We start from the raw sequence: 23,971 nt of genomic DNA, 5'->3' as shown, positions 1-23,971 counted from the left end.
CGAGGATGTCCCATGACGTTATCCCTGCCCCAGAATTCCCTGTCCCAGAGCTATCGCGAGATCCTCATCGGCCTCGGTGAAAACCCCGACCGTGAAGGCCTGCTCGACACCCCGCTGCGCGCAGCCAAAGCCATGCAGTACCTCTGCCATGGTTACGAGCAAAGCGTGGAAGAGATCGTCAACGGCGCGCTGTTCGCTTCCGACAACGATGAAATGATCATCGTCGACAACATCGAGCTGTACTCGCTCTGCGAGCATCACATGCTGCCCTTCATCGGTAAGGCGCATGTGGCTTATATTCCAACGGGCAAGGTGCTGGGCCTGTCGAAGATTGCGCGACTGGTGGACATGTTCGCCCGTCGCCTGCAAATCCAGGAAAACCTCACCCGGCAAATCGCCGACGCGGTGCAGCAAGTGACCGGCGCGGCGGGCGTCGCGGTGGTCATCGAAGCCAAGCACATGTGCATGATGATGCGCGGCGTCGAGAAACAGAATTCAACCATGAACACCTCGGTGATGCTCGGCGCCTTCCGCGAGTCGAGCAACACCCGCCAGGAGTTCCTGCAATTGATTGGACGGAGCAAGTAGCAATGCCACAACTTCAACCAGGAATGGCGCGCATCCGGGTCAAGGACCTGTGCCTGCGCACCTTCATCGGGATCAACGAGGATGAAATCCTCAACAAACAGGATGTGCTGATCAACCTGACCATCCTGTATGCGGCGCAAGAAGCGGTGCGTGACAACGACATCGATCACGCGCTCAATTACCGCACCATCACCAAGGCGATCATCGCCCACGTGGAGGGCAATCGCTTTGCTTTGCTCGAACGCCTGACTCAGGAAATTCTCGACCTGGTGATGGCCAACGAATCGGTGTTGTACGCCGAGGTCGAGGTCGACAAGCCCCACGCCCTGCGATTCGCCGAGTCGGTGTCGATTACCCTCGCCGCGAGCCGCTGACCGCGTCTGGCGCATTGCTCGCCAGACTTTTATCATCCGCGCCACGATTTGATTGCACAGAGCCCGCCATGACCGATCAACAACGCCTGGAACTCGAAGCCGCCGCCTTTCGCCGGCTGGTCGCCCACCTGGACAGCCGCAAGGATGTGCAGAACATCGACCTGATGAACCTCTCCGGTTTCTGCCGCAACTGCCTGTCCAAGTGGTACAAGGCCGCTGCCGACGAACGCCAGATCGAGGTCAGCCTCGACGACGCCCGAGAAGTGGTTTACGGCATGCCGTACGCCGAGTGGAAAGCCCAATACCAGCAAGAAGCCAACGCCGAACAACAAGCGGCGTTCGCCAAAGGAAAACCCCATGAGTGATCTGAACACCTTGCGCGCCAGCCTCAAGCGCGGCGAACACGTTTTTGCCGACACCCTGGCGTTCATCGCTGCCGGTTACGACTATCAGCCACAGGCTTTCAACAATGGCGGCGTGGAAAACGCTGCCGGGCAGAACGAAGGTTCGTGCAAGACCCTGGGTCTGGCGCTGCTTGAAAGTCTGAGCGATGAAGAAGCGCTGTTGGCGTTTGGCGAGCATTACCGCTCGGTGGTGGCGACGCCTGAGGGCAGCGATCACGGCAATATCCGGGCGTTGATTGCGCATGGGTTGGCCGGTGTGAAGTTCTCTCAGCAACCGCTGACGCGCCGCTGATTCACGCCTTCCCAACACATCCCGACTTTTAAGATTGACCCGGCGACTTTATTTCGTTTGCCGGGTACCGCTGCTCACGGCTTAGATAAAAAGAAGCATCCCTTCTTCAGAGTCGGTCATCCATGAGCAGCGAAACCATCAGCCAGTCGATCAACGTCGTTCATCCCGTCACGCTCAGCCACGGCAAGAACGCCGAAGTCTGGGACACCGATGGCAAACGCTACATCGATTTTGTCGGCGGCATCGGCGTACTGAACCTCGGCCATTGCCATCCGCGCATCGTCGAGGCCATTCGCGAACAAGCCACCCGGCTGACTCACTATGCGTTCAACGCCGCCCCTCATACGCCCTACATCGAACTGATGGATCGCCTCACCGCCTTCATTCCGGTGGATTACCCGGTCAGCGGCATGCTCACCAACAGCGGCGCTGAAGCGGCGGAAAACGCCCTGAAGATCGTCCGTGGCGCCACCGGACGCACAGCCGTCATCGCCTTCGACGGCGCCTTCCACGGTCGCACACTCGCCACCCTCAACCTCAACGGCAAAGTCGCGCCCTACAAACAGAAAACCGGCGTGCTACCGGGTCCGGTGTACCACTTGCCCTTCCCCAGCAAGGACAACGGCGTGACCTGCACCGAGGCCCTGAAAGCCATGGAGCGTTTGTTCAGCGTCGAGATCGACGTCAATGACATTGCCTGTTTTATCGTCGAACCGGTGCAGGGCGAAGCGGGCTTCCTGGCGATGGACGTGGAGTTTGCCCAAGCGTTGCGACGCTTCTGTGATGAAAAAAACATTCTGCTGATCGCCGATGAAATCCAGTCCGGCTTCGGCCGCACCGGCCAGCGGTTTGCGTTCACGCGACTGGGCATTGAGCCGGACTTGATCCTGCTGGCCAAAAGCATTGCCGGTGGCGTGCCGCTGGGTGCGGTGGTCGGGCGCAAGTCGTTGCTCGATACCTTGCCGAAGGGCGGATTGGGCGGCACCTATTCGGGCAATCCCATTGCCTGCGCCGCGGCGTTGGCGACCCTGGATGAAATGACTGACGCGAATCTGCAAGCCTGGGGCGCACAACAGGAAGAAGCGATTGTCAGCCGCTACAATTCCTGGCAAACGAGCAAGCTGTCGCCGTATCTGGGCCGCTTGACCGGCGTCGGTGCAATGCGCGGCATCGAGTTGATCAATGCCGACGGCACACCGGCCTCGGCGCAATTGACGCAACTGCTGGCGCTGGCGCGAGACGCAGGTTTGCTGCTGATGCCCAGCGGCAAGTCGCGCCACATCATCCGGCTCCTGGCGCCGCTGACCATCGAAGCGGCAGTACTGGAGGAAGGTCTGGATATCCTTGAGGCGTGCCTGGCAAAGCTTTCCTGAACAGCAATCTGCAATCCGGGACTGACATAGCGAATTATGTTCGCTTGTAGTCCCCGCTTTAGCGTCGCAATACTGGCCAGATACCCCTGCCACCCAGCGAGATCACTACCACCTACAAGCCTGAGGCAGTCATGTATCACGACAATATAATTTATAAAAAAAAGTCCAATGATCCTCAATTTCTGCTCGGCGTCGCCGTGGTGTTGTTCCTCGGCGCTTACCTGATGAATCTGGGTAACAGCGCCCTCAGTCATTTCCTGCAACCGCTGCTGGGCGATGCCCCGGATAGCCTGACCGCTCGCAACATTGCCATTGGTCTGTTAATCGCCGCACTGGGCACGCTGAACTTCCACGTCCTCGGACGCTTGAAGTTCCGGGTACAGACCACGGTGGTCTGGATCGAACTGCTGATCCTGTTTCTGGCGTTCTTCGACACCTTCGACCTCTCCTACAGTTTCATCCTCGACAAGATCGGCTTCCTGATCATCCAGGGTGCCGCGACCACGCTGTACATCTCCGCCGTGGCGATTGTGATTGCCTTCGTGCTGGCGTTGATCGGTGCCGTGGCCAAGCTCTCGAACAACGGCCTGGCCAATGCCATCGCCTCGTTCTACACCTCGTTCTTTCGCGGTGTGCCGCTGCTGATCCAGATCTACCTGATTTACCTGGGACTGCCGCAACTGGGTTATGTGGTCGACGCAGTGCCGGCCGGCATCCTCGCGTTGTCGCTGTGCTACGGCGCCTACATGACCGAGATTTTCCGTGCAGGCATCCAGAGCATTCCCGTCGGCCAGTGGGAGGCCTCACGCGCTTTGGGCATCAGCCCGTTCAAGACCCTGAGCCGGGTGATCATGCCGCAAGCCTTGAGGGTGATCATCCCGCCCACCGGCAACCAGTTCATCGCCATGCTCAAGGACAGTTCGCTGGTGTCGGTGATCGGTGTCTGGGAACTGATGTACCTGGCCAAGACCCAGGGCCGCGCAGACTTCCGCCACCTGGAAATGCTGATCACCGCCGCGATGATTTACTGGGCCCTGTCGTTCATCCTCGAACGGGTGCAGGCGCGGATCGAAAAACGGGTCAATCGATCCATTGCAAGGGGTTGATGCGTGATGACTCGAACCAATACCGCTGAGCGACCCGACGTTGCGCCTGTTGCGCAGACGATTCCCTCAATGATTTCCATCGCCGGCCTGAACAAGTGGTACGGCGATTTTCACGCCTTGCGCGATGTCGACCTGAACGTCGCCACCGGGGAAATTCTGGTGGTGTGCGGGCCGTCAGGCTCGGGCAAGTCGACAATGATTCGTTGCATCAACCATCTGGAGAATTTCCAGAAGGGCCACATTCAGGTCAACGGCATCACCCTCACCAGCGAGGCAGAAAGTGTCAGCGCGGTGCGCCGGGAAATCGGCATGGTGTTCCAGAGCTTCAACCTGTTCCCGCATTTGAGCGTGATGGACAACCTGACCCTGGCGCCGCAACTGGTGCAAGGCGTGTCGTCCGCCGAAGCGAAAAAACGCGCGCAGGTGTATCTGGAGCGAGTGCGGATTGCCGAGCACGCCCACAAATATCCGTCGCAATTGTCCGGCGGCCAGCAGCAACGCGTGGCGATTGCACGGGCGCTGTGCATGAACCCCAAAGTGATGCTGTTTGACGAGCCAACCTCGGCCCTCGATCCGGAAATGGTCCACGAAGTGCTGGACGTGATGGGTGAGTTGGCAACCGACGGCATGACCATGATTTGCGTGACCCACGAAATGGGTTTTGCCAGCAAGGTCGCCGACCGCGTGCTGTTCATGGACCAGGGCCAGGTTATCGAACAAGCCACCCCTGCCGAGTTTTTCAACAACCCACAGACCGAGCGCGCGCAGAAATTCCTGTCGCAAATCATCGGTCACTGAGAACTGCTTTACCCCGCATAACAATAACGAGAAGTGGAGATGAACATGCTCAGTAAAAAACACGCACTTACCCTCGCAGCCGCCCTGTCGCTGTTGTTCGTCGGCACCGCCAACGCCGGAGCCGTACTGGACAAGATCCAGAGCAGTAAAACACTGACCGTCGCGACGTCGGCTACCTGGCCACCCCAGGGATTTATCAACGACAAAAATGAAATCGACGGGTTTGATATCGACGTGTCCAAGGAGATCGCCAAGCGTCTGGGCGTCGCGGTCAAGTTCATCACGCCCGACTGGGACGTGATCACCGCCGGTAAGTGGAACGGACGCTGGGACGTGTCCGTGGGCTCGATGACTGCGACCAAGAGTCGCGCACGAATCCTCGATTTTCCCGGGACCTATTACTACGTTCCCTACGTCTTTGCAGTGCACGACAAATCCAAAGTCACCGACCATAAAGCGCTGAATGGCAAAACCATCGGCGTGGAAGGTGGCACCACGTCCGAAGACTATTTCAGCCAGGCGCTGGCCATTGAAACCACTGACGTGCCACCCGTCGTTTATGACGTCAAGACCACAAAAATGAAGACCTACTCCGGTTCCGTCGGGCCGCTGGATGATTTACGTCTGGGCGACGGTACGCGGCTGGATGCGATCCTCACTCAACGCAGCACACTGGATTCGGCCGTCAAGAAAGGCTACCCACTGCGCGCTGTCGATGATGCCGTGGCGTTCTACGAACCGCTGGCCATCGCCACCGACAAGGGTGACGCGGAACTGAGCGCCAAGCTCGGTGAAATCGTTGGCGAAATGCACAAGGACGGCACGCTGACCAAGCTGTCGGACAAGTGGTACGGCGTGGACTACTCGACCATCAAATAACCACCGGAACCTGTGGGAGCGAGCCTGCTCGCGAACGCGCCGGATCAGTCGATATCAATGTTGGCTATCGCACCGCTTTCGCGAGCAGGCTCGCTCCCACACAGGTCAGACGTTCGCTTAATTGATCGGCAATTTTTCAAGGATCGAGCATGTCCTTCCCCACCACTTGGTACTCCCAAACCTCGCTGCCCCGCGCGGCCAGGTCCGAATTGAACACCGACAAAACCTGCGACGTCTGCATCATCGGTGCGGGTATCGCAGGCCTGACCGCTGCCTTGGAACTGACCCGACGCGGTAAACGCGTGATCATCCTCGAAGCTCATCAAGTTGCCTGGGGCGCCTCCGGTCGAAATGGCGGCGTGGTCTCACCGGGCTGGGCTGAAGGTTCGGGAGCGATCCGCAAAAAACTGGGTCTGGAACAGGCCAAGGCGTTATTCCAAATGTCCGTCGAGGGCGTGGAGATCGTCCGTCGCAACATTACCGAACTGGCCCTGCCCGGTTGCGCACCGTCCGCAGGCACGATCCGGGTCAAGCGTTACGACGACGGCGCCGAGGTGAAAAATCATATCGAGACCATGCGCCGTGATTTCGGCTATGAACTCAATTTTCTCGACACCGCCCAGGTTCGCGAACGCGCGCGCACCCAGCGTTATTTCCAGGGTGTCGAAGACCCGAACGCCATGCACTTCCACCCGCTGAATTATTGCCTGGGCCTGGCCCTCGCCATCGAAGCGGCGGGAGGCCGGATTTTCGAACAATCAAAAATGCTGGATTGGCGTCGCGAAGGCGCCGACAAAATCGTCAAGACCGCTCACGGCTCCGTGCGCTGCCAGGATCTGGTGTTCTGCGCTGGCGGTTACGGTGGCCCGGAGTTGCAAAAACTCAGCCGCGCCTACCTGCCCATCGCCACTTACGTGGTGTTGACCGAACACCTGGGCGACTCGATCAAAAACGTCCTCGACTCGGGCGCCGCGTTTTCCGATGACCGCCGCGCTTCGGACTATTACCGCGTGGTCGAAGGCGACCGCCTGCTCTGGGGCGGACGCATCACCACCCGCAACGAACAGAACGAAAAGGCCCTGGCGACCATGCTCAAGGCGGATATGGTGTCGGTCTATCCGCAACTGGCTCCGGTAAAAATCGAACTCGCCTGGTCCGGCTTGATGGGTTACTCCACCAACAAAATGCCCAACCTTGGACTGCTGGAACCGGGCGTCTGGGCCTGTACTTCGTTTGGCGGCCATGGTTTGAATACCGGTTCCATTGGCGGCAGGGTGATCGCCGAAGCGGTCTGCGGGGAAAGTACGCGTTATCAGCTGTTCAAACCGTACTTGCTGGACTGGAATGGCGGACCGTTCGGGCGGATTGCGGCCAATGCCATCTATCAATCGTTGAAGGTCATGGATTTTGTCCAGGAACGATTTCGCGGCTGATCGAATTTTTCAGCAAAACAGCAATCCTGTGGGAGCAAGCTCGCTCCCACAGGTTCTTTGATAGGCAGCTAAATCGTGGGCACAAAAAAACCGGCCGAAGCCGGTTTTTTCATTTCAACGAAATCAGAACGAAGCGTTCTGCAGATCGTCGAGGTAGCGCTCGGCGTCCAGTGCCGCCATGCAGCCGGCACCGGCCGAGGTGATGGCCTGACGGTAAACGTGGTCAGCCACGTCACCGGCCGCGAAGATGCCTTCGAGGCTGGTAGCTGTGGCGTTGCCGTCACGGCCGCCCTGCACGACCAGGTAGCCGTCTTTCAACGTCAGCTGACCTTCGAACAACGAAGTGTTCGGAGTGTGGCCGATGGCGATGAACACGCCGTCGACTGTCAGCTCGTCGAAGCTGCCGTCGTTGTTCTTCAGGCGGGCACCGGTCACGCCCATGTTGTCGCCCAGCACTTCGTCCAGGGTCGAATTCAGCTTCAACTCGATTTTGCCTTCGGCAACCCGGGCGTTCAGCTTGTCGATCAGGATCTTCTCGGCGCGGAAGGTTTCGCGACGGTGGATCAGGGTCACCTTGCTGGCGATGTTGGCCAGGTACAGCGCTTCTTCCACAGCCGTGTTACCGCCACCGACCACAGCCACTGGCTTGTTGCGGTAGAAGAACCCGTCGCAGGTCGCGCAGGCCGAAACGCCTTTGCCCATGAACGCTTCTTCCGACGGCAGGCCCAGGTAACGAGCGCTGGCGCCGGTGGCGATGATCAGGGCGTCGCAGGTGTAAGTCGCGCTGTCACCGGTCAGGGTGTACGGCTTGGCAGCGAAGTCGACGGCATTGATGTGATCGAAGACGATTTCGGTTTCAAAACGCTCGGCGTGCTCTTTCATACGGTCCATCAGCGCCGGGCCGGTCAGGCCGTGGACATCGCCCGGCCAGTTGTCGACTTCGGTGGTGGTGGTCAGTTGACCGCCGGCCTGCATGCCGGTGATCAGCAGTGGCTTGAGGTTGGCACGGGCGGCATACACCGCGGCGCTGTAACCGGCAGGGCCGGAACCGAGAATAATCACTCGCGAATGACGGACTTCAGACATGACCTGCTCCTGTTAACCGGCCCGAAATTTCTGGCGCGGAACGCCGGGTTGCCGGCGGGAATAAAAAAGGACCGTTGAAAGCACTTGGGGAAGGCTTGAACTCGACAGTCCTGTAAAAAGATTGGGTGCAGCGTATCGAGGGGGCGAAGATTAAGGAAATACGGTTTAACAATCCAGCTCATAGGCGGTCTCTATCCCGTCGCAATGATCATTTGGTGCCTTTGTTACAGTTAATGTCGATGCCGATGCCGCGCTTTCGCACGTCAAGCAAAGCCGGTAAGGTCGGCGCGTTTCCCCTTTGCTCGGAGCACGTTATGCCCGCCCCCGTTCTGTCAGGCCCGCAATACCTGCGCGAAGGCCTCAAGCTGGTCTTGAGCCCAAGCCTTCGCCTGTTTGTGTTGTTGCCGCTGGCGATCAACCTCGTGCTGTTCGTCGGATTGATTTATCTGGCCAGCCATCAATTCAGTCTTTGGGTCGATACGCTGATGCCGTCCCTGCCCGACTGGCTGAGTTTCCTCAGTTACATCCTGTGGCCGATTTTTGTCGTGCTTGTGGTTTTCATGGTGTTCTTCACCTTCACCATGCTCGCCAACGTCATCGCCGCGCCGTTCAACGGCTTTCTCGCGGAGAAAGTCGAAGTGGTGGTACGCGGCACCGACGACTTCCCGGCCTTCAGCTGGGGCGAGCTGATCGCCATGATCCCCCGCACCCTGTCCCGCGAGATGCGCAAACTCGGCTATTTCCTGCCGCGCGCCATCGGCTTGTTCATTCTTTCGTTCATCCCGGTGGTGAACATCATCGCCGCGCCACTGTGGCTGCTGTTCGGGGTGTGGATGATGGCGATCCAGTACATCGACTACCCGGCGGACAACCACAAACTGGGCTGGAACGAGATGCTCGCCTGGCTGCGCGAAAAGCGCTGGCAGAGTATGAGCTTCGGCGGGAGTGTTTACCTGGTGCTGCTGATTCCGGTGGTCAACATTCTGATGATGCCGGCCGCAGTGGCCGGGGCGACCCTGTTCTGGGTCCGTGAGCGTGGCGCGGAGAATCTGGTCACCCAGCGCTGACCCGGTCACAAATCCATCATCCCACCGTCACACTGACGACATGGCCTCAGCCGACACTGGGGTCATGACGACAGCTCTGCATATCACTCTGATCACCGAAACCTTCCCTCCCGAAATCAACGGCGTGGCCAATACCCTTGGCCGCTTGTGCGATGGTTTGCGCGCGCGCGGGCATCAGGTCGAACTGGTGCGGCCACGTCAGAGTTGCGACCAACAGCTGGGCAGCGACGATGCGTTGTTGCTGTGCCGGGGCTGGCCGCTGCCGGGTTATCCCGGTTTGCAATGGGGTCAGTCGTCGATGCACAAGCTGTTGCGGCGCTGGAAGCGGCATCGTCCGGATGTGCTGTACATCGCCACGGAGGGACCGCTGGGTTTGTCCGCATTGCGCGCAGCCAGGCGTTTGGGGATTTCGGTGGTCAGTGGCTTTCACACCAATTTCCAGCAGTACTCCAGCCAGTACGGCCTCGGACTGCTGACGCGCTTGCTGACCCACTACCTGCGCTGGTTTCACAATCGCACGAGCCTGACCCTGGTTCCCAGTGTTAGCCAGCGACTGGAGCTGGAGCGCCGGCATTTCGAGCGCTTGGCGTTGCTGTCGCGTGGGGTCGACAGCCAGTTGTTTCACCCGACCAAGCGGCTGACGTCGCTACGCGAACAGTGGGGTCTGGCCGAGGGTGACATTGCCGTCATCCACGTAGGACGCCTGGCGCCCGAGAAGAATCTTGGCTTGCTCAAGCGTAGTTTCGAAACGCTGCGTACGACTTATCCACAGAAAAACCTGAAGTTGATCGTGATCGGCGACGGCCCGCAACGAGTGGTCCTGGAAAAGGAATTGCCCGAAGCGATTTTCTGCGGCTCACAGCGCGGCGAAGCCTTGGCCAGCCACTATGCGTCGGGGGATGTGTTTGTGTTTCCGAGCCTGACCGAGACGTTCGGCAACGTGGTGCTTGAGGCGTTGGCTTCGGGGCTGGGAGTGGTGGCATACGATCAGGCTGCCGCGGCCCAGCATATTCGCCATGGCTACAACGGCGTGCTGGCCATGCCTGGGGATGAAGAGGCGTTCTGCGATGCGGCGTGTTGGCTGCTGGAGGAGCGCGAAACCTTGCGCTGCGTGCGACTCAATGCGCGCCAGCATGCGAGTCGGCAAGGCTGGGCTGCGATTATCGAGCAGTTTGAGGGGCAGTTGCGCGGGGCTTGTGCTGGGGAGCAAGTGGTGCCGAATGCACCGACCTTGCCCTGAATCTTCGGTGGTCTCGGGTCCGTCATCGCGGGCAAGCCCGCTCCCACAGGTTATGTGGCGTTCACAAATCCTGTGGGAGCGGGCTTGCCCGCGAAGAGGCCGGCCCAGACGCCGCTTAAACCAGCGTCATCAACGCCTCGCGGCTGAACGGCAGGATGTCTTCTTCACGGCCATCGCGCACTTTCTGCGCCCAGTCCGGATCGACCAGCAGCGCACGCCCCACCGCCACCAGATCAAACTCATCATTGTTCAAACGCTCCAGCAGTTTTTCCAGGCTGGCCGGTTGCGCGATCTTGTCGGTGTTGACCATGAACTGCAGGAACTCGCCGTCCAGCCCCACGCTGCCCACAGTGATGGTCGGCTTGCCAGTGAGCTTGCGGGTCCAGCCCGCCAGGTTCAGTTCGGAACCGTCGAACTCCGGCTCCCAGAAACGGCGCGTCGAGCAGTGGAAAATATCCACGCCGGCGTCGGACAACGGTTTGAGGAATTCGCCCAACGCTTCGGGTGTTTGCACCAGACGCGCGGTGTAATCCTGCTGCTTCCACTGCGAGAAGCGGAAGATGATCGGGAAGCCTTCGCCGACCGCGGCACGCACGGCTTGAATCAATTCGATGGCGAAACGGGAACGGTTGGCCAGGCTGCCACCGTACTTATCGGTACGCTGGTTGCTGCCCTCCCAGAAAAACTGGTCCACGAGGTAGCCGTGGGCGCCGTGGATTTCCACGCCGTCCATGCCGATGCTTTGCGCATCTTTCGCAGCCTGGGCGAACGCAGCGATCACATCCTGGATGTCCTGTTGGGTCATGCCGTGAACCACGACCTGACCGTCCTTCAGTTTCTCCGACGGACCGTACCCCGGCACGCTCGCATCCGGCTCGGTGCCGATGCGACGCACACTGCCGACATGCCACAGCTGCGGAACGATCTTGCCGCCATCGGCGTGCACCGCGTCGACGACTTTCTTCCAGCCGGCCAATGCCGCTTCACCGTAGAAATGCGGCACGTTCGGGTAGCCATTGGAGGCCTTGTGACCGACGGTAGTGCCTTCGGTGATGATCAAGCCAACGCCCGCGGCGGCGCGACGACGGTAATACTCGATCACTTTGGAATTGGGAACGCCGCCCGGTGAAAACGAGCGAGTCATCGGCGCCATGACGACGCGGGTCGGCAGTTCGAGGGTGCCGAGGTGGAACGGTTTGAACAAGGCTTTGACTGGCATGCGGCACTCCACGGAAACACTCATCGACGGGACGAAATTTTATGACGGCGATAATATGCGCAGTCGCAGAGGATGCACAGCACTATTGATCTGGGTGATTAAGGGTCAAAAGGCAGGCATAAAAAAACGCAGCGCGGTGGCTGCGATTTTTTTGGGTTCAGCTCAGCGCTTTTTCAATCGCCTGAATGACAGACGGATCATCCGGAGGCGTACGCGGCGAGAACCGCGCCAGTACGCGACCATCCTTGCCCAACAGGAATTTTTCGAAGTTCCAGCTGATGTCACCGGGAAACTCTGCGCCCTCGCCCGCCAACAGTTTGTACAACTGATGACGATCATGGCCGTTGACTTCCAGCTTGCTGGACAGCGGGAAACTCACGCCGTAGTTAAGGCTGCAAAACTCCTGGATCTCTTGCTCGGTGTCCGGTTCCTGCCCGGCAAACTGGTTGCACGGCAGGCCCAGCACGCTGAAGCCTTTGTCCTTGTATTGCTGGTAGAGGTTTTCCAGCGCCGCATACTGTGGGGTCAGGCCACATTTGGAGGCGACGTTGACCACCAGCACGACGTGCCCTTTGAAAGGCGCCAGCGGTAGCTCCTGACCATCCAGGGCTGTCAGTTTAAGGTCGTGAAAAGCACTCATGACGAACTCCAAATTCCCGTGTTCTTCTCGAAACAGCCACTTGGCGGTGTCACCAGGGACAGCCGCGGACTAAAAAGGCGCCCCTCGGGCGCCTCTCCAGTTCTCGAAAGCTTAGCGCAGAAAATCAGTGGTGATGGCCACCTTCGCCATGGACGTGACCATGAGCGATTTCTTCCTGGCTGGCATCACGGATGTCGATGATCTTGACCTGGAAATTCAGGCGCTGACCGGCCAACGGGTGGTTGCCGTCGACGGTGACATCGTCGCCGTCCAGATCGCGAATGGTGACGATCTGCATCTGGCCGTCCGGAGCAGATGCGTGGAACTGCATGCCCACTTCCAGTTCGTCGACGCCTTCGAACATGCTGCGGCTCAAGGTGCTGACCAGTTCGGCAGCATATTCGCCGTAGGCATCTTCAGGTTCAACGGCTACGGTCAGCTCGTCGCCGACTGCTTTGCCTTCCAGTGCCTTTTCCAGGCCAGGGATGATGTTACCTGCGCCTTGCAGGTAGACCAGCGGCGCGCCGCCGGCGGAGCTGTCGATGACCTCACCAGCGTCGTTGGTCAGGGTATAGTCGATGGAGACAGCCTTATTGGCGGCGATCAGCATGGGGCGAGACCTTTTGCAAAAGAATGAAGAATGGCCAAGTTTAGCGAAGCAATCGCCCGAAAGCGAACACAACCCGGACAGACGGGTGACGGCGAAAGGCTCGACGGTCACAGGCTTTCATCAGGACGAAGACGGGCACTGGGTGGCCGAGCTTTCCTGCGGCCATACACAGCACCTGCGCCACCAGCCCCCATGGCAATCCCGGGCCTGGGTCATGAACCCTTCGCGGCGTAATGAAAAAATAGGCCAGCCCTTTGATTGCGGTTGGTGCGCACAAGGCTCGGTTAGCGATAACCTTGGCGACTGAAATTCGGTAAACGGCCAGACATAGGTCGTCACCATTGCCATGCACCTCCAGAGAATTCGCATGCAAACTTTTTTTATCGCGCCCACCGATTTTGGTGTGGGTCTGACCTCCATCAGCCTCGGGCTGGTGCGCACACTTGAGCGAGCCGGCCTCAAAGTCGGTTTTTTCAAACCGATTGCCCAGCCGCACCCGGGCGATACGGGCCCTGAACGCTCGACCGAACTGGTGGCGCGCACTCACGGTTTGAAACCGCCTCAGCCGCTCGGCCTGGCCCACGTCGAGCGCATGCTCGGCGACGGTCAGCTGGATGAGCTGCTCGAAGAAATCATCACCCTTTATCAACAGGCGGCTGTCGGCAAAGATGTGCTGATCGTCGAAGGCATGGTGCCGACCCGCAGCGCCAGTTATGCCGCGCGGGTCAATTTGCATTTGGCGAAAAGCCTCGACGCCGAGGTGATCCTGGTTTCGGCACCGGAAAACGAAGTGCTGACTGAACTGTCCGGCCGGGTGGAACTGCAGGCGCAATTGTTCGGCGGCCCCAAAGACCCGAAAGTTCTCGGCGTGATCCTCAACAAGGTCAAAACCGACGAGACCATGGAGGCCTTCGCCTCGCGCTTGAAAGAGCATTCGCCCTTGCTGCGCAGTGGCGATTTCCGCTTGCTCGGCTGCATCCCCTTCCAGCCAGAACTGAACGCCCCGCGCACCCGCGACGTCGCCGACCTGATGGGCGCGCAAATTCTCAATGCCGGCGATTACGAGACCCGGCGCATGACCAAAATCATCATCTGCGCCCGCACCATGCGCAACACCGTAGAGCTGCTCAAGCCCGGCGTGTTGGTGGTGACGCCCGGTGATCGCGACGACATCATCCTCGCCGTCAGCCTCGCCGCCATGAATGGTGTTCCGCTGGCCGGCCTGTTGCTAACCAGCGACACCCTGCCCGACCCGCGCATCATGGACCTCTGTCGTGGTGCGTTGCAGGCGGGCCTGCCGGTGTTGTCGGTGAGCACCGGTTCCTACGACACCGCCAACCAGTTGAACGGGTTGAACAAGGAAATCCCGATCGACGACCGCGAGCGCGCGGAGATCATCACCGATTTCGTTGCCAGCCACCTCGACGCCAAATGGCTGCACCAACGCTGCGGCACGCCACGGGAAATGCGCCTGTCACCCGCCGTGTTCCGTTATCAATTGATCCAGCGCGCCCAGGCTGCCAACAAACGCATCGTCCTGCCTGAAGGCAGCGAGCCGTTGACCGTGCAAGCCGCGGCGATCTGTCAGGCGCGCGGCATTGCCCGCTGCGTGTTGCTGGCGAAACCGGCAGACGTCGAAGCCGTGGCTCGCGCCCAAGGCATCGAACTTCCGCCGGGACTGGAGATTCTTGACCCTGACCTGATTCGCGAGCGCTACGTCGAGCCGATGGTCGCCCTGCGCAAAACCAAAAGCCTCAACGCGCCGATGGCAGAACAGCAACTGGAAGACACCGTGGTGATCGGCACCATGATGCTGGCGCTGGATGAAGTCGACGGATTGGTGTCCGGGGTCATTCACTCCACCGCCAACACCATCCGCCCGGCCCTGCAACTGATCAAGACCGCGCCGGGCTGCACGCTGGTGTCTTCTGTGTTCTTCATGCTCTTCCCCGAGGAAGTGCTGGTCTACGGCGACTGCGTGATGAACCCGCACCCCAGCGCCAGCGAACTGGCAGAAATCGCGCTGCAAAGCGCCGACTCGGCAGCCGCCTTCGGCATCACCCCGCGCGTGGCGATGATCAGCTACTCCAGCGGTGAATCGGCCAGCGGCGAAGAAGTCGAGAAGGTGCGCGAAGCGACATTGCTCGCCCATGAGCAACAGAACTCGCTGCTGATCGACGGTCCATTGCAATACGACGCCGCCGCCAACGAAACCGTTGCCCGGCAACTGGCGCCGAACAGTCAGGTGGCCGGTCGCGCCACCGTGTTCGTGTTCCCCGACCTGAACACCGGCAACACCACTCACAAAGCCGTGCAGCGCAGCGCCGACTGCGTTAGCCTCGGGCCGATGCTGCAAGGCCTGCGCAAACCGGTGAACGACCTGCCGCGCGGCGCGCAAGTCGACGACATCGTCTACACCATCGCGTTGACCGCGATTCAAGCTGCCAACCGACCTTTGGATCTTTAAATGCTGGATTCCCTACCTGCACCGCTGCGAGGTGTAATTGCCTCGTTGCTGTTGGCGCTCAACACGATTGGCTGCTGCACTCCGCTGTTCATCGTAGCGATCTTCAAACTGCTGCTGCCCTTCCCTGCCGCCCAGCGTTTCACCGATTGGCTGATGAGCCACATCCACGAAGCCTGGATCAGCAACAACAAGGCCTGGATGGACTTGCTCGGACACACGCGCTGGACACTCAGCGGTTTGGAAGGTCTGGACTATCAGCACTCGTACCTGATCACCAGCAACCACCAGAGCTGGGTCGACATCATGGTGTTGCAATACGTGCTGAACCGTCGCATCCGCCCACTGAAGTTTTTCCTCAAGCAGGAGCTGATCTGGGTCCCGGTGATCGGTCTGGCCTGGTGGGCGCTCGGCTTTCCGTTCATGAAGCGCTACTCCAAGGCCTACCTGGAAAAGCACCCGGAGAAGAAAGGCAAAGACCTGGAAACCACGCGCAAGACCTGCGACAAATTCCGCCATAACCCGGTGGGGATTTTCAACTTCGTCGAAGGCACGCGCTTCACCGAGGGCAAGCATGCCCAGCAGAAATCACCGTTCAAATATCTGCTCAAGCCCAAGGCTGGCGGCATTGCGTTTGTGCTGGATGCCATGGGTGAGCAGCTGGAAGCCATCGTCAACGTGACCATTCACTATCCGGCCGGCCGTCCCGGTTACTGGGATTTGCTCTGTGGGAACGTGAAGGATGTGGTGGTGCATTTTCAGGAGTTGAAGATTCCGCCGCAGTTTGTAGGTAAGAATTACGACCAGGATGGGGAATATCGACTGCAGTTTCAGGGCTGGATCAACCAGTTGTGGCAGGACAAGGATGCGCTGCTTGCGCAGATGCACCACGAATATCCCGATAAACACTGACCTACTGTGGGAGCCAGCCTGCTGGCGATAGCGGGTTCAGATTCAGCAGATTTATTGCCTGAATCACCGCAATCGCTAGCAGGCTAGCTCCCACAGTTGACCGAGTTGACCCACAAAAAAACCCGCCGATGATCACTCATCGGCGGGTTTTTTATTAGCGGCTAGCGCTTAGATCGCGCCACGCTGACGCAGCAGATCCAGCACTTGCTTGACGCTTTCTTCCAGCGACAGCGACTGGGTGTCGACCACGAGGTCGGCGTCCAGCGGCACGTCGTACGGGAAGGAATCGCCCGGGATGTTATCCCCGGCTGCCGCATAAAGGCCTTGCGGGTCACGCTCGGCACAGACCGTCGGAGAGGCCTGGACGTAGACCGTCAGCAGACGCTCCTTGCCGATCAGCTCCCTGGCCTGCTCACGACCTTCGGCACTCGGCGCCACGAAGGCTGCCAAGGTCAGCAGACCGGCTTCGTTGAACTGACGCGCAACGTGTGCAGCACGGCGCCAGTTCTCGGTACGCCCGGCGCGGTCCTGTGGCAGACCTTTGTTCAGGTCGTGACGCAGGTTCTGGCCATCGAGTACAAACACCGCACGCCCAAAATCGAACAGCTTGCGTTCAACCGCGTAGGCCAGGGTGCTTTTGCCGGCGCCCGACAAGCCGCTGAACAACACGGTGGCCGGTTGCTGGCCGAAGCGCTGGGCGCGTTCTTCGGTGGCGACGTGCGCCAGTTTGCCGTGATGCGTGCTGGTGCCATGGCTCAACGGCTGAGCGATGATCATGCCGGCCGCGACGGTGCCATTGGTCAAACGATCGATGACGATGAACGAACCGGTGGTGCGGTTGCTCGCGTAACCGTCCAGCGCGATGGCGGCGTCGAGGCTGATCTTGACCCGACCGATCTCGTTCAGCTGCAACGAGCTGGCAGGACCTTCTTCCAGGGTGTTCACGTCAACGCGGTTGACGATGCTGGTGATCGAACCCGGCACATAAGAGGTGGCGCGCTTGATGTCGTATTTCTTGCCCGGGAGCATCGGCTCTTCGGCCATCCACACCAGCATGGCGTCGAAGGCGTCGGTCACTTGCGGCTGGTTGTCGGCATGTACCAACAGATCGCCACGAGAGATATCGATTTCGTCTTCCATGGTCAGCGTAACGGCCTGACCCGGACCTGCGTGCTCCAACTCACCTTCGAAGGTGACGATGGATTTCACGCGGCTGCTCTTGCCCGACGGCAGCACAACGACTTCGTCGCCCTTGTGCACGACGCCGCTGGCCAGCGTACCGGCGAAACCACGGAAGTTCAGGTTCGGACGGTTGACGTACTGCACCGGGAAACGCAGGTCGGTGTAGTTGCGGTCGCTGGCGATTTCGACGGTTTCAAGAATTTCCATCAGTGACTGGCCGGTGTACCACGGCGAGCGCTCGGACTTGTTCACCACGTTGTCGCCCTTGAGCGCCGACATCGGCACGAAGGCCATGGTGGTCGGTTTGAACGCGATGCCTTCGGCGAACTTCAGGTAATCGGCCTTGATCGACTCGAAGACTGTTTCGTCGAAACCGTTGAGGTCCATCTTGTTGATGGCGACAACGATGTGTTTGATGCCGAGCAATGAGGCAATGAAGCTGTGGCGGCGGGTCTGGGTCTGCACGCCGTAACGGGCGTCGACCAGGATGATCGCCAGGTCACAGGTGGACGCACCGGTGGCCATGTTGCGGGTGTACTGCTCATGGCCAGGGGTGTCGGCGATGATGAATTTGCGTTTGGCGGTGGAGAAATAACGGTAAGCGACATCAATGGTGATGCCCTGCTCACGCTCCGCCTGCAGGCCGTCGACCAGCAATGCCAGGTCGATGTCATCGCCAGTGGTGCCGACTTTTTTCGAGTCGCGGGTGATGGCTTCCAGGTGATCTTCGTAGATCATCTTGGAGTCGTGCAGCAGGCGCCCGATCAGGGTGCTCTTGCCGTCGTCGACGTTGCCACAGGTCAGGAAGCGCAGCATTTCCTTGCGTTCGTGCTGGCCCAGGTAGGCGAGGATGTCCTCGCTGATCAAATCAGATGCGTGCGACATGACAACCCCTTAGAAATAACCCTGACGTTTCTTTTCTTCCATCGAGCCTGCGCCATCGTGATCGATGACCCGGCCCTGGCGTTCGGAAGTTCGCGTCAGGAGCATTTCCTGAATGATGTCGGTCAGGCTGGTGGCCTCGGACTCGACCGCACCGGTCAACGGGTAGTCGCCAAGTGTACGGAAGCGGACCTTCTTCTTGACGATGCGCGCCTTGTCTTCATCGCTCAGGTGATTGAGCAGGCGTTCGTCGTCGATCATGATCCAGGTGCCATTCATCTCGATGACGTCGCGCTCGGCGGCGAAATACAGCGGCACGATCGGGATGCCTTCGAGGTAGATGTACTGCCAGATGTCCAGTTCGGTCCAGTTCGACAACGGGAACACACGAATGGATTCGCCCTTGTTGACGTTGCCGTTGTAGACGTTCCACAACTCCGGTCGCTGGTTTTTCGGGTCCCAGCGGTGCTTGGTGTCGCGGAAGGAATACACGCGCTCTTTGGCACGGGATTTCTCTTCATCGCGACGGGCACCGCCGAAAGCGGCGTCGAAACCGTACTTGTCGAGGGCCTGCTTGAGGCCTTCGGTTTTCATGATGTCGGTGTGCTTGGCGCTGCCGTGGGTCAGCGGGTTGATACCCTGCGCAACACCATCGGGGTTAACGTGGACCAGCAGGTCCAGGCCCAGTTCTTCGACCATGCGATCGCGGAACGCGTACATTTCCTTGAACTTCCACCGGGTGTCGACGTGCATCACCGGGAACGGCAGTTTGCCCGGGAAGAATGCCTTGCGCGCAAGGTGCAGCATCACGGCGGAGTCTTTACCGACGGAGTACAGCATCACCGGGTTATCGAACTCGGCGGCGACCTCGCGGATGATGTGGATGCTTTCGGCCTCCAGCTGTTTCAGATGCGTCAGTTTGTCGACCATGGCTACTCACGAAAACGATCTTATGGACGGCCAGCGGGCCGTGTTCGAGCGGGGAATCCTAGCACAGCGTCCTCTTCTAATCAGGACGCCAGCTAGATCGAAAGGGTATATGAATATACCTGCCTGTTCGGGTGTACTGGGTCCTGTGGGAGCGAGCCTGCTCGCGATAGCGGTGTGTCAGTCACATCAATGTCCAATGTGACGCAGCCATCGCGAGCAGGCTCGCTCCCACAGTGGGTATGGGGTGATTCAGATGGGGTTAGGGCAATCGATGAAGATGTGCTCGAGGGCAAAGCGCCGCGCCAGATAATCCCCGAGTGCCTGCACGCCATAACGCTCGGTGGCGTGATGGCCGGCGGCGATGAAGCTGATGTCGTTTTCCCGGGCGCTGTGGAAGGTCTGCTCGGACGCTTCACCGCTGAGGTACAGGTCGACGCCGGCCAGAACCGCCTGATCGATGTAGCCTTGACCGCCACCGGTGCACCAGCCAACACGACGAATCATCTCACTGCCTTCGATCAGCAATGGCTCGCGGCCCATGACTTCTTGTACACGACGGGCAAAATCGCGGGCCGTCACCGGCTCGCTCAATGAACCGACCAGGCCGACAACTTTGAGATTGTCCGGATCCAATGGGCCTTCCACAGTGATATCGAGCTGACGTGCCAGCTGAACGTTATTGCCGACTTCCGGGTGCAGATCCAGCGGTAGATGGTAGGACAACAGACTGATATCGTGCCTGAGCAGGGTTTTCAAGCGACGCTGCTTCATGCCGGTGATGCACGGGTTCTCGCCCTTCCAGAAGTAGCCGTGATGCACCAGTATCAGATCGGCATTGGCCTCCACAGCCGCGTCGAGCAAGGCCTGGCTGGCGGTGACGCCACTGACGATGCGCGTCACCTGCGGCCGGCCTTCAACCTGCAAGCCATTGGGGCAGTAATCGGCAATCTTGGCACTGTTCAGGTAACGGTCGGCTTCTTCGACCAGGGTGCTCAGGGCGACGGCCATAAAAGACTCCTAAATATCCCGTTCAGAGGCGCGCTCGCCTCGTATAATGCGCGACATTATGGGCGGTCTCATACCACCTGCAACCTTTCCAGGATTTGCTTAATGCTTAAGGCGCTGCGTTTTTCCGGCTGGCCGCTGTTGGCCGGTGTGCTTATCGCTCTGTTGATAATCCAGCGTTACCCGCAGTGGGTCGGGCTCCCGAGCCTCGACGTCAACCTGCAGCAAGCCCCGCAAACCACCACCATGCAACAGGGTCCGGTGTCCTATGCCTACGCGGTGACCACCGCCGCGCCGTCGGTGGTGAACCTGTACACCACCAAAGTCATCAACAAACCGAACCATCCGCTGTTTGAAGATCCGCAGTTTCGCCGCTTCTTCGGCGACAACTCGCCCAAGCAGAAGCGCATGGAGTCGAGCCTCGGTTCCGGCGTGATCATGAGCCCGGAAGGTTATTTGCTGACCAACAACCATGTGACCAGCGGCGCCGACCAGATTGTGGTCGCGCTCAAGGACGGTCGTGAAACCCTGGCCCGAGTAATCGGCAGCGACCCGGAAACCGACCTCGCGGTCCTGAAGATCGACTTGAAGAATCTTCCATCGATCACTGTCGGTCGCTCCGACAACATCCGCATCGGCGACGTGGCTCTGGCCATCGGCAACCCGTTCGGCGTCGGCCAGACCGTGACCATGGGCATCATCAGCGCCACCGGGCGCAATCAGTTGGGCCTGAACAACTACGAAGACTTCATCCAGACCGACGCCGCGATCAACCCCGGCAACTCCGGCGGTGCGCTGGTGGATGCCAACGGCAACCTGACCGGCATCAACACGGCGATTTTCTCCAGATCCGGCGGCTCGCAAGGCATCGGTTTCGCCATCCCGGTGAAACTGGCCATGGAAGTGATGAAGTCGATCATCGAACACGGTCAGGTGATTCGCGGCTGGCTCGGTATCGAAGTGCAGCCGCTGAGCCAGGAACTGGCGGACTCGTTTGGCCTGTCGGGGCGCCCGGGCATTGTGGTCGCGGGGATTTTCCGTGACGGCCCGGCGCAGAAGGCCGGCCTGCAACTGGGTGACGTGATCCTCAGCATCGACGGCGAACCGGCCGGCGATGGCCGTCGTTCGATGAACCAGGTCGCGCGGATCAAACCGACCGACAAGGTCACGATTCAGGTGATGCGCAACGGCAAGGAGATCAAGCTCACCGCCGAGATCGGTCTGCGTCCGCCACCTGCTCCCATCAAGGAAAAAGAACAAGAGTAAGCCGAAAGGAGCTGCGGCTAGAGCAGCTTCACAACTGCAACGCTGTTAACAGCAGACATTCTCATTAGTCATGTTATATTGTTTCAATATCACTATTGGAACAACATAACATGTCGTCTCGAACAATGGTTTCCCTCGCAGGCCTGGTCTTCGGTTTGCTGGGGGATCCGGTCTTCGCCGAAGAAACGCAAACCGTTGAGCTGGACGCCATCAGCGTCACCTCCGACTACGAATCCCCCACTGGCCCGGTCCAGGGTTACCGCGCCACGCGCTCCTCCAGCGCAACCAAAACCGACACCGCCCTTCGCGATATCCCGCAATCGATCAGTGTGATTCCCGTTAGTGTGCTCAAGGACCTGGGCAGCACCAGCGTCGAACGCGCGCTGGATTTTGCCGGTGGCGTGTCGAAACAGAACAATTTCGGCGGCCTGACGCTCTACGAATACAGCGTGCGCGGCTTCACCACGTCGGAGTTCTACAAGGATGGTTTCAGCGCCAACCGCGGCTATCCAAGCTCGCCGGACGTGGCCAACATCGAACGCATCGAAGTGCTCAAAGGCCCAGCCGCCAGCCTCTATGGTCGTGGCGATCCAGGCGGCACGGTGAACATCGTCACCAAGAAACCGCAGCCCGAAGCCTTCACCACACTGCAAACCAGCGCCGGCAGTTGGGATCGTTATCGCACCGCCGTGGACGTCAACACACCACTGGACGATGACGGCAATGTTCTGTCCCGGGTGAATCTGGCCGTCGAGGACAACCACAGCTTCCGCGATCACGTCGACAGTCAGCGGGTGTTCGTTGCGCCTTCGTTCAGCTGGCAACTGAACCCGGACACCAGCCTGTTGGTGGAGAGCGAGTTCGTGCGCCACAGCTCGACCTTCGATCGCGGTATCGTCGCGCCGAACAATAAATGGAGCGGCGTTTCCCGTTCCACCTTCCTTGGTGAACCCAACGACGGCGACATCGACAACCACAACAATCTGCTGCAAGCCGCCCTCGAACATCATCTCAACGACCGTTGGAAACTACGCCTCGCCAGCCATTACAAGGAAGGCAAGCTCTGGGGCTTCGCCTCCGAAGCTCGTCCCTTGAACGCCGACGGCCACACCGTCAACCGCCGCTATCGCGACCGCGACACCCATTGGCACGACAGCATCACCCAACTCGAACTGCGCGGTATGTTCGACATCGGCAGTTGGCAACACGAATTGCTGATCGGCAGCGAATACGAGAATTTCCGCAAGAACGAACGGGTCACGACCGTTGCCGGCAGCCCTTACGCCATCGATATCTACCGGCCGATTTATGGCCAGCCGAAACCCAATGGGGCACGCTCCGGGACTGACTTTTTCGAGCACGTCGAAAGCCAGGCGTTGAACCTTCAAGACCAGATCGTCTTCACCGATAAACTGCGCGGCATGCTCGGTGCGCGCTTCGAACATTTCGAACAAAGCATCGACGACCACAGCCGCAATGCGACCAGCCGCCAGCGCCACGACGCATTGACCCAACGGGCCGGGCTGCTCTACCAATTGACGCCCGAAGTGGGGTTATTCGCCAACGTCTCCACCTCGTTCAAACCAAACAATGGACTGGACGCCGCCGGCAAATCCTTCGACCCGGAAGAAGGCGTCGGTTATGAAATCGGAATCAAGAGCGAACTGTTCGACGACCGCTTGAGCAGCACCCTCGCCGCCTTCCATATCGAGAAGGAAAACGTCCTCGCGCTCGATCCGGCGACGGATTCCAGCCGCGCCATGGGCAAGGCCCGCAGCCAGGGACTCGACCTGCAAGTCACCGGGCAAGTCACCGACGCGGTGCGAGTGATCGGCGCGTTCGCTTACATCGACGCCGAAGTCACCCAAGGCGACAAGGTGATTCCCACCGGCAGCCGAATTCTTGGTGTGGCCAAACGCAGCGGCAGTCTGCTGGGCGTTTATGAATTTCAGAATGGTCATTTGCGCGGCTCGGACCTTGGCGCAGCGTTCACCTATGTCGGCGATCGGTCGGGCGAAGCCGGCAGCGATTTCGAACTGCCGGCCTACCACACCGTCGACCTGCTGGCCCATTACAAGGCCAGCGAAAACGTCACCGTAGGCCTGAACCTGAACAACCTATTCGACGAAAAATACTTCGAGCGCTCCTACAGCAACTACTGGGTCAACCCCGGCGAGCCGCGCAATTTCACCGTCAGCCTGACACTCAATCTGTAAAAGGA

The 23,971-nt window shown here is 59.5% G+C and carries 23 protein-coding genes; 16 read left to right on the top strand and 7 right to left on the bottom strand.

The window, feature by feature from the left end; genetic code table 11:
- Positions 1-12 precede the first annotated feature (12 nt).
- From folE to FQ185_RS15605, 9 genes are all read left to right on the top strand, one after another.
- The gene (gene folE / locus FQ185_RS15645; RefSeq protein ID WP_149418184.1) at positions 13-588 is read left to right on the top strand and encodes a GTP cyclohydrolase I FolE; all 576 of its coding nucleotides are present in this window, start codon (positions 13-15) and stop codon (positions 586-588) included.
- Between the two features lie 2 nt (positions 589-590).
- Positions 591-962: a dihydroneopterin triphosphate 2'-epimerase gene (folX, locus tag FQ185_RS15640; protein ID WP_008026970.1), complete on the top strand. Its 372-nt coding sequence runs from the start codon at positions 591-593 to the stop codon at positions 960-962.
- A gap of 68 nt (positions 963-1,030) precedes the next feature.
- Complete coding sequence (locus FQ185_RS15635; protein ID WP_123515248.1) at positions 1,031-1,327, top strand: DUF1244 domain-containing protein; 297 nt, start codon at positions 1,031-1,033, stop codon at positions 1,325-1,327.
- Positions 1,320-1,658, top strand: coding sequence for a HopJ type III effector protein (locus FQ185_RS15630; protein WP_149418183.1), 339 nt, complete (start codon positions 1,320-1,322; stop codon positions 1,656-1,658). Before FQ185_RS15635 ends, FQ185_RS15630 begins: the two co-directional genes overlap by 8 nt.
- Positions 1,659-1,780: 122 nt before the next feature.
- Positions 1,781-3,031, top strand: a complete 1,251-nt coding sequence (locus tag FQ185_RS15625) for an aspartate aminotransferase family protein (protein ID WP_149418182.1) — start codon at positions 1,781-1,783, stop codon at positions 3,029-3,031.
- Between the two features lie 131 nt (positions 3,032-3,162).
- Positions 3,163-4,137 carry an amino acid ABC transporter permease gene (locus FQ185_RS15620; RefSeq protein ID WP_149418181.1) on the top strand — a complete coding sequence of 325 codons (975 nt, stop codon included), beginning with the start codon at positions 3,163-3,165 and terminating at the stop codon, positions 4,135-4,137.
- A 69-nt stretch (positions 4,138-4,206) separates the two neighbouring features.
- Entirely contained in the window at positions 4,207-4,935 is a 729-nt protein-coding gene (locus tag FQ185_RS15615; protein WP_149418318.1) for an amino acid ABC transporter ATP-binding protein, read from the top strand.
- Between the two features lie 45 nt (positions 4,936-4,980).
- On the top strand, positions 4,981-5,814 hold the full coding sequence (locus tag FQ185_RS15610) for a transporter substrate-binding domain-containing protein (protein WP_149418180.1): 834 nt from the start codon (positions 4,981-4,983) through the stop codon (positions 5,812-5,814).
- 149 nt (positions 5,815-5,963) lie between these two features.
- Complete coding sequence (locus FQ185_RS15605; RefSeq protein ID WP_149418179.1) at positions 5,964-7,247, top strand: FAD-binding oxidoreductase; 1,284 nt, start codon at positions 5,964-5,966, stop codon at positions 7,245-7,247.
- A gap of 123 nt (positions 7,248-7,370) precedes the next feature.
- Here the strand turns inward: FQ185_RS15605 and trxB are convergent, their stop codons facing one another.
- Positions 7,371-8,333 (bottom strand): thioredoxin-disulfide reductase, encoded by a 963-nt coding sequence (gene trxB, locus FQ185_RS15600; protein WP_129438437.1) that lies wholly within the window; start codon positions 8,331-8,333, stop codon positions 7,371-7,373.
- Positions 8,334-8,647: 314 nt separating this feature from the next.
- Between trxB and cysZ the strand changes: the two genes are divergently transcribed.
- A complete protein-coding gene (cysZ, locus tag FQ185_RS15590; RefSeq protein ID WP_149418177.1) occupies positions 8,648-9,400 on the top strand; it encodes a sulfate transporter CysZ in 753 nt (250 codons plus the stop codon).
- A gap of 40 nt (positions 9,401-9,440) precedes the next feature.
- Positions 9,441-10,640, top strand: a complete 1,200-nt coding sequence (locus tag FQ185_RS15585; RefSeq protein WP_149418176.1) for a glycosyltransferase family 1 protein — start codon at positions 9,441-9,443, stop codon at positions 10,638-10,640.
- Positions 10,641-10,755: 115 nt separating this feature from the next.
- Here FQ185_RS15585 and FQ185_RS15580 read toward each other — a convergent pair whose 3' ends face one another.
- From FQ185_RS15580 to FQ185_RS15570, 3 genes are all read right to left on the bottom strand, one after another.
- Positions 10,756-11,859 carry an NADH:flavin oxidoreductase gene (locus FQ185_RS15580; RefSeq protein ID WP_149418175.1) on the bottom strand — a complete coding sequence of 368 codons (1,104 nt, stop codon included), beginning with the start codon at positions 11,857-11,859 and terminating at the stop codon, positions 10,756-10,758.
- A 157-nt stretch (positions 11,860-12,016) separates the two neighbouring features.
- A complete protein-coding gene (locus FQ185_RS15575; protein ID WP_149418174.1) occupies positions 12,017-12,499 on the bottom strand; it encodes a glutathione peroxidase in 483 nt (160 codons plus the stop codon).
- A gap of 124 nt (positions 12,500-12,623) precedes the next feature.
- Positions 12,624-13,109: a peptidylprolyl isomerase gene (locus FQ185_RS15570; protein ID WP_007901600.1), complete on the bottom strand. Its 486-nt coding sequence runs from the start codon at positions 13,107-13,109 to the stop codon at positions 12,624-12,626.
- Between FQ185_RS15570 and FQ185_RS15565 the strand changes: the two genes are divergently transcribed.
- From FQ185_RS15565 to FQ185_RS15555, 3 genes are read left to right on the top strand one after another with little or no spacing between them, the layout of a single operon-like run.
- The gene (locus tag FQ185_RS15565) at positions 13,078-13,416 is read left to right on the top strand and encodes a DUF3565 domain-containing protein (protein WP_149418173.1); all 339 of its coding nucleotides are present in this window, start codon (positions 13,078-13,080) and stop codon (positions 13,414-13,416) included. The genes FQ185_RS15570 and FQ185_RS15565 overlap by 32 nt on opposite strands.
- A gap of 60 nt (positions 13,417-13,476) precedes the next feature.
- Positions 13,477-15,576 (top strand): phosphate acetyltransferase, encoded by a 2,100-nt coding sequence (gene pta, locus FQ185_RS15560; RefSeq protein ID WP_149418172.1) that lies wholly within the window; start codon positions 13,477-13,479, stop codon positions 15,574-15,576.
- Positions 15,577-16,485 (top strand): acyltransferase, encoded by a 909-nt coding sequence (locus FQ185_RS15555; RefSeq protein ID WP_149418171.1) that lies wholly within the window; start codon positions 15,577-15,579, stop codon positions 16,483-16,485.
- A 168-nt stretch (positions 16,486-16,653) separates the two neighbouring features.
- Here the strand turns inward: FQ185_RS15555 and cysN are convergent, their stop codons facing one another.
- The 3 genes from cysN to FQ185_RS15535 form a co-directional block, all read right to left on the bottom strand.
- Positions 16,654-18,552 (bottom strand): sulfate adenylyltransferase subunit CysN, encoded by a 1,899-nt coding sequence (gene cysN / locus FQ185_RS15550; protein ID WP_149418170.1) that lies wholly within the window; start codon positions 18,550-18,552, stop codon positions 16,654-16,656.
- 9 nt (positions 18,553-18,561) lie between these two features.
- The gene (cysD, locus tag FQ185_RS15545) at positions 18,562-19,479 is read right to left on the bottom strand and encodes a sulfate adenylyltransferase subunit CysD (RefSeq protein ID WP_010463281.1); all 918 of its coding nucleotides are present in this window, start codon (positions 19,477-19,479) and stop codon (positions 18,562-18,564) included.
- A gap of 249 nt (positions 19,480-19,728) precedes the next feature.
- Positions 19,729-20,487 carry a Nif3-like dinuclear metal center hexameric protein gene (locus FQ185_RS15535; RefSeq protein WP_149418169.1) on the bottom strand — a complete coding sequence of 253 codons (759 nt, stop codon included), beginning with the start codon at positions 20,485-20,487 and terminating at the stop codon, positions 19,729-19,731.
- A gap of 102 nt (positions 20,488-20,589) precedes the next feature.
- On the opposite strand from FQ185_RS15535, the gene algW reads away from it, so the two are divergent.
- Both algW and FQ185_RS15525 read left to right on the top strand, forming a co-directional pair.
- On the top strand, positions 20,590-21,750 hold the full coding sequence (algW, locus tag FQ185_RS15530; RefSeq protein WP_149418168.1) for a Do family serine endopeptidase AlgW: 1,161 nt from the start codon (positions 20,590-20,592) through the stop codon (positions 21,748-21,750).
- A gap of 110 nt (positions 21,751-21,860) precedes the next feature.
- Positions 21,861-23,966, top strand: coding sequence for a TonB-dependent siderophore receptor (locus FQ185_RS15525; protein WP_149418167.1), 2,106 nt, complete (start codon positions 21,861-21,863; stop codon positions 23,964-23,966).
- Positions 23,967-23,971 lie beyond the last annotated feature (5 nt).

This window comes from Pseudomonas sp. ANT_H12B, assembly GCF_008369325.1.
GTDB lineage: Bacteria > Pseudomonadota > Gammaproteobacteria > Pseudomonadales > Pseudomonadaceae > Aquipseudomonas.
Note: the sequence above shows the minus strand (reverse complement) of the source record. Positions and strands in the feature narration are given on the sequence as shown.

Bases quoted from the DNA above. Each gene is read 5' to 3' on its own strand.
- folE (WP_149418184.1), top strand. From the start codon at position 13: ATGACGTTATCCCTGCCCCAGAATTCCCTGTCCCAGAGCTATCGCGAG.
- folX (WP_008026970.1), top strand. From the start codon at position 591: ATGCCACAACTTCAACCAGGAATGGCGCGCATCCGGGTCAAGGACCTG.
- FQ185_RS15635 (WP_123515248.1), top strand. From the start codon at position 1,031: ATGACCGATCAACAACGCCTGGAACTCGAAGCCGCCGCCTTTCGCCGG.
- FQ185_RS15630 (WP_149418183.1), top strand. From the start codon at position 1,320: ATGAGTGATCTGAACACCTTGCGCGCCAGCCTCAAGCGCGGCGAACAC.
- FQ185_RS15625 (WP_149418182.1), top strand. From the start codon at position 1,781: ATGAGCAGCGAAACCATCAGCCAGTCGATCAACGTCGTTCATCCCGTC.
- FQ185_RS15620 (WP_149418181.1), top strand. From the start codon at position 3,163: ATGTATCACGACAATATAATTTATAAAAAAAAGTCCAATGATCCTCAA.
- FQ185_RS15615 (WP_149418318.1), top strand. From the start codon at position 4,207: ATGATTTCCATCGCCGGCCTGAACAAGTGGTACGGCGATTTTCACGCC.
- FQ185_RS15610 (WP_149418180.1), top strand. From the start codon at position 4,981: ATGCTCAGTAAAAAACACGCACTTACCCTCGCAGCCGCCCTGTCGCTG.
- FQ185_RS15605 (WP_149418179.1), top strand. From the start codon at position 5,964: ATGTCCTTCCCCACCACTTGGTACTCCCAAACCTCGCTGCCCCGCGCG.
- trxB (WP_129438437.1), bottom strand. From the start codon at position 8,333: ATGTCTGAAGTCCGTCATTCGCGAGTGATTATTCTCGGTTCCGGCCCT.
- cysZ (WP_149418177.1), top strand. From the start codon at position 8,648: ATGCCCGCCCCCGTTCTGTCAGGCCCGCAATACCTGCGCGAAGGCCTC.
- FQ185_RS15585 (WP_149418176.1), top strand. From the start codon at position 9,441: ATGGCCTCAGCCGACACTGGGGTCATGACGACAGCTCTGCATATCACT.
- FQ185_RS15580 (WP_149418175.1), bottom strand. From the start codon at position 11,859: ATGCCAGTCAAAGCCTTGTTCAAACCGTTCCACCTCGGCACCCTCGAA.
- FQ185_RS15575 (WP_149418174.1), bottom strand. From the start codon at position 12,499: ATGAGTGCTTTTCACGACCTTAAACTGACAGCCCTGGATGGTCAGGAG.
- FQ185_RS15565 (WP_149418173.1), top strand. From the start codon at position 13,078: ATGGAGACAGCCTTATTGGCGGCGATCAGCATGGGGCGAGACCTTTTG.
- FQ185_RS15570 (WP_007901600.1), bottom strand. From the start codon at position 13,109: ATGCTGATCGCCGCCAATAAGGCTGTCTCCATCGACTATACCCTGACC.
- pta (WP_149418172.1), top strand. From the start codon at position 13,477: ATGCAAACTTTTTTTATCGCGCCCACCGATTTTGGTGTGGGTCTGACC.
- FQ185_RS15555 (WP_149418171.1), top strand. From the start codon at position 15,577: ATGCTGGATTCCCTACCTGCACCGCTGCGAGGTGTAATTGCCTCGTTG.
- cysN (WP_149418170.1), bottom strand. From the start codon at position 18,552: ATGTCGCACGCATCTGATTTGATCAGCGAGGACATCCTCGCCTACCTG.
- cysD (WP_010463281.1), bottom strand. From the start codon at position 19,479: ATGGTCGACAAACTGACGCATCTGAAACAGCTGGAGGCCGAAAGCATC.
- FQ185_RS15535 (WP_149418169.1), bottom strand. From the start codon at position 20,487: ATGGCCGTCGCCCTGAGCACCCTGGTCGAAGAAGCCGACCGTTACCTG.
- algW (WP_149418168.1), top strand. From the start codon at position 20,590: ATGCTTAAGGCGCTGCGTTTTTCCGGCTGGCCGCTGTTGGCCGGTGTG.
- FQ185_RS15525 (WP_149418167.1), top strand. From the start codon at position 21,861: ATGTCGTCTCGAACAATGGTTTCCCTCGCAGGCCTGGTCTTCGGTTTG.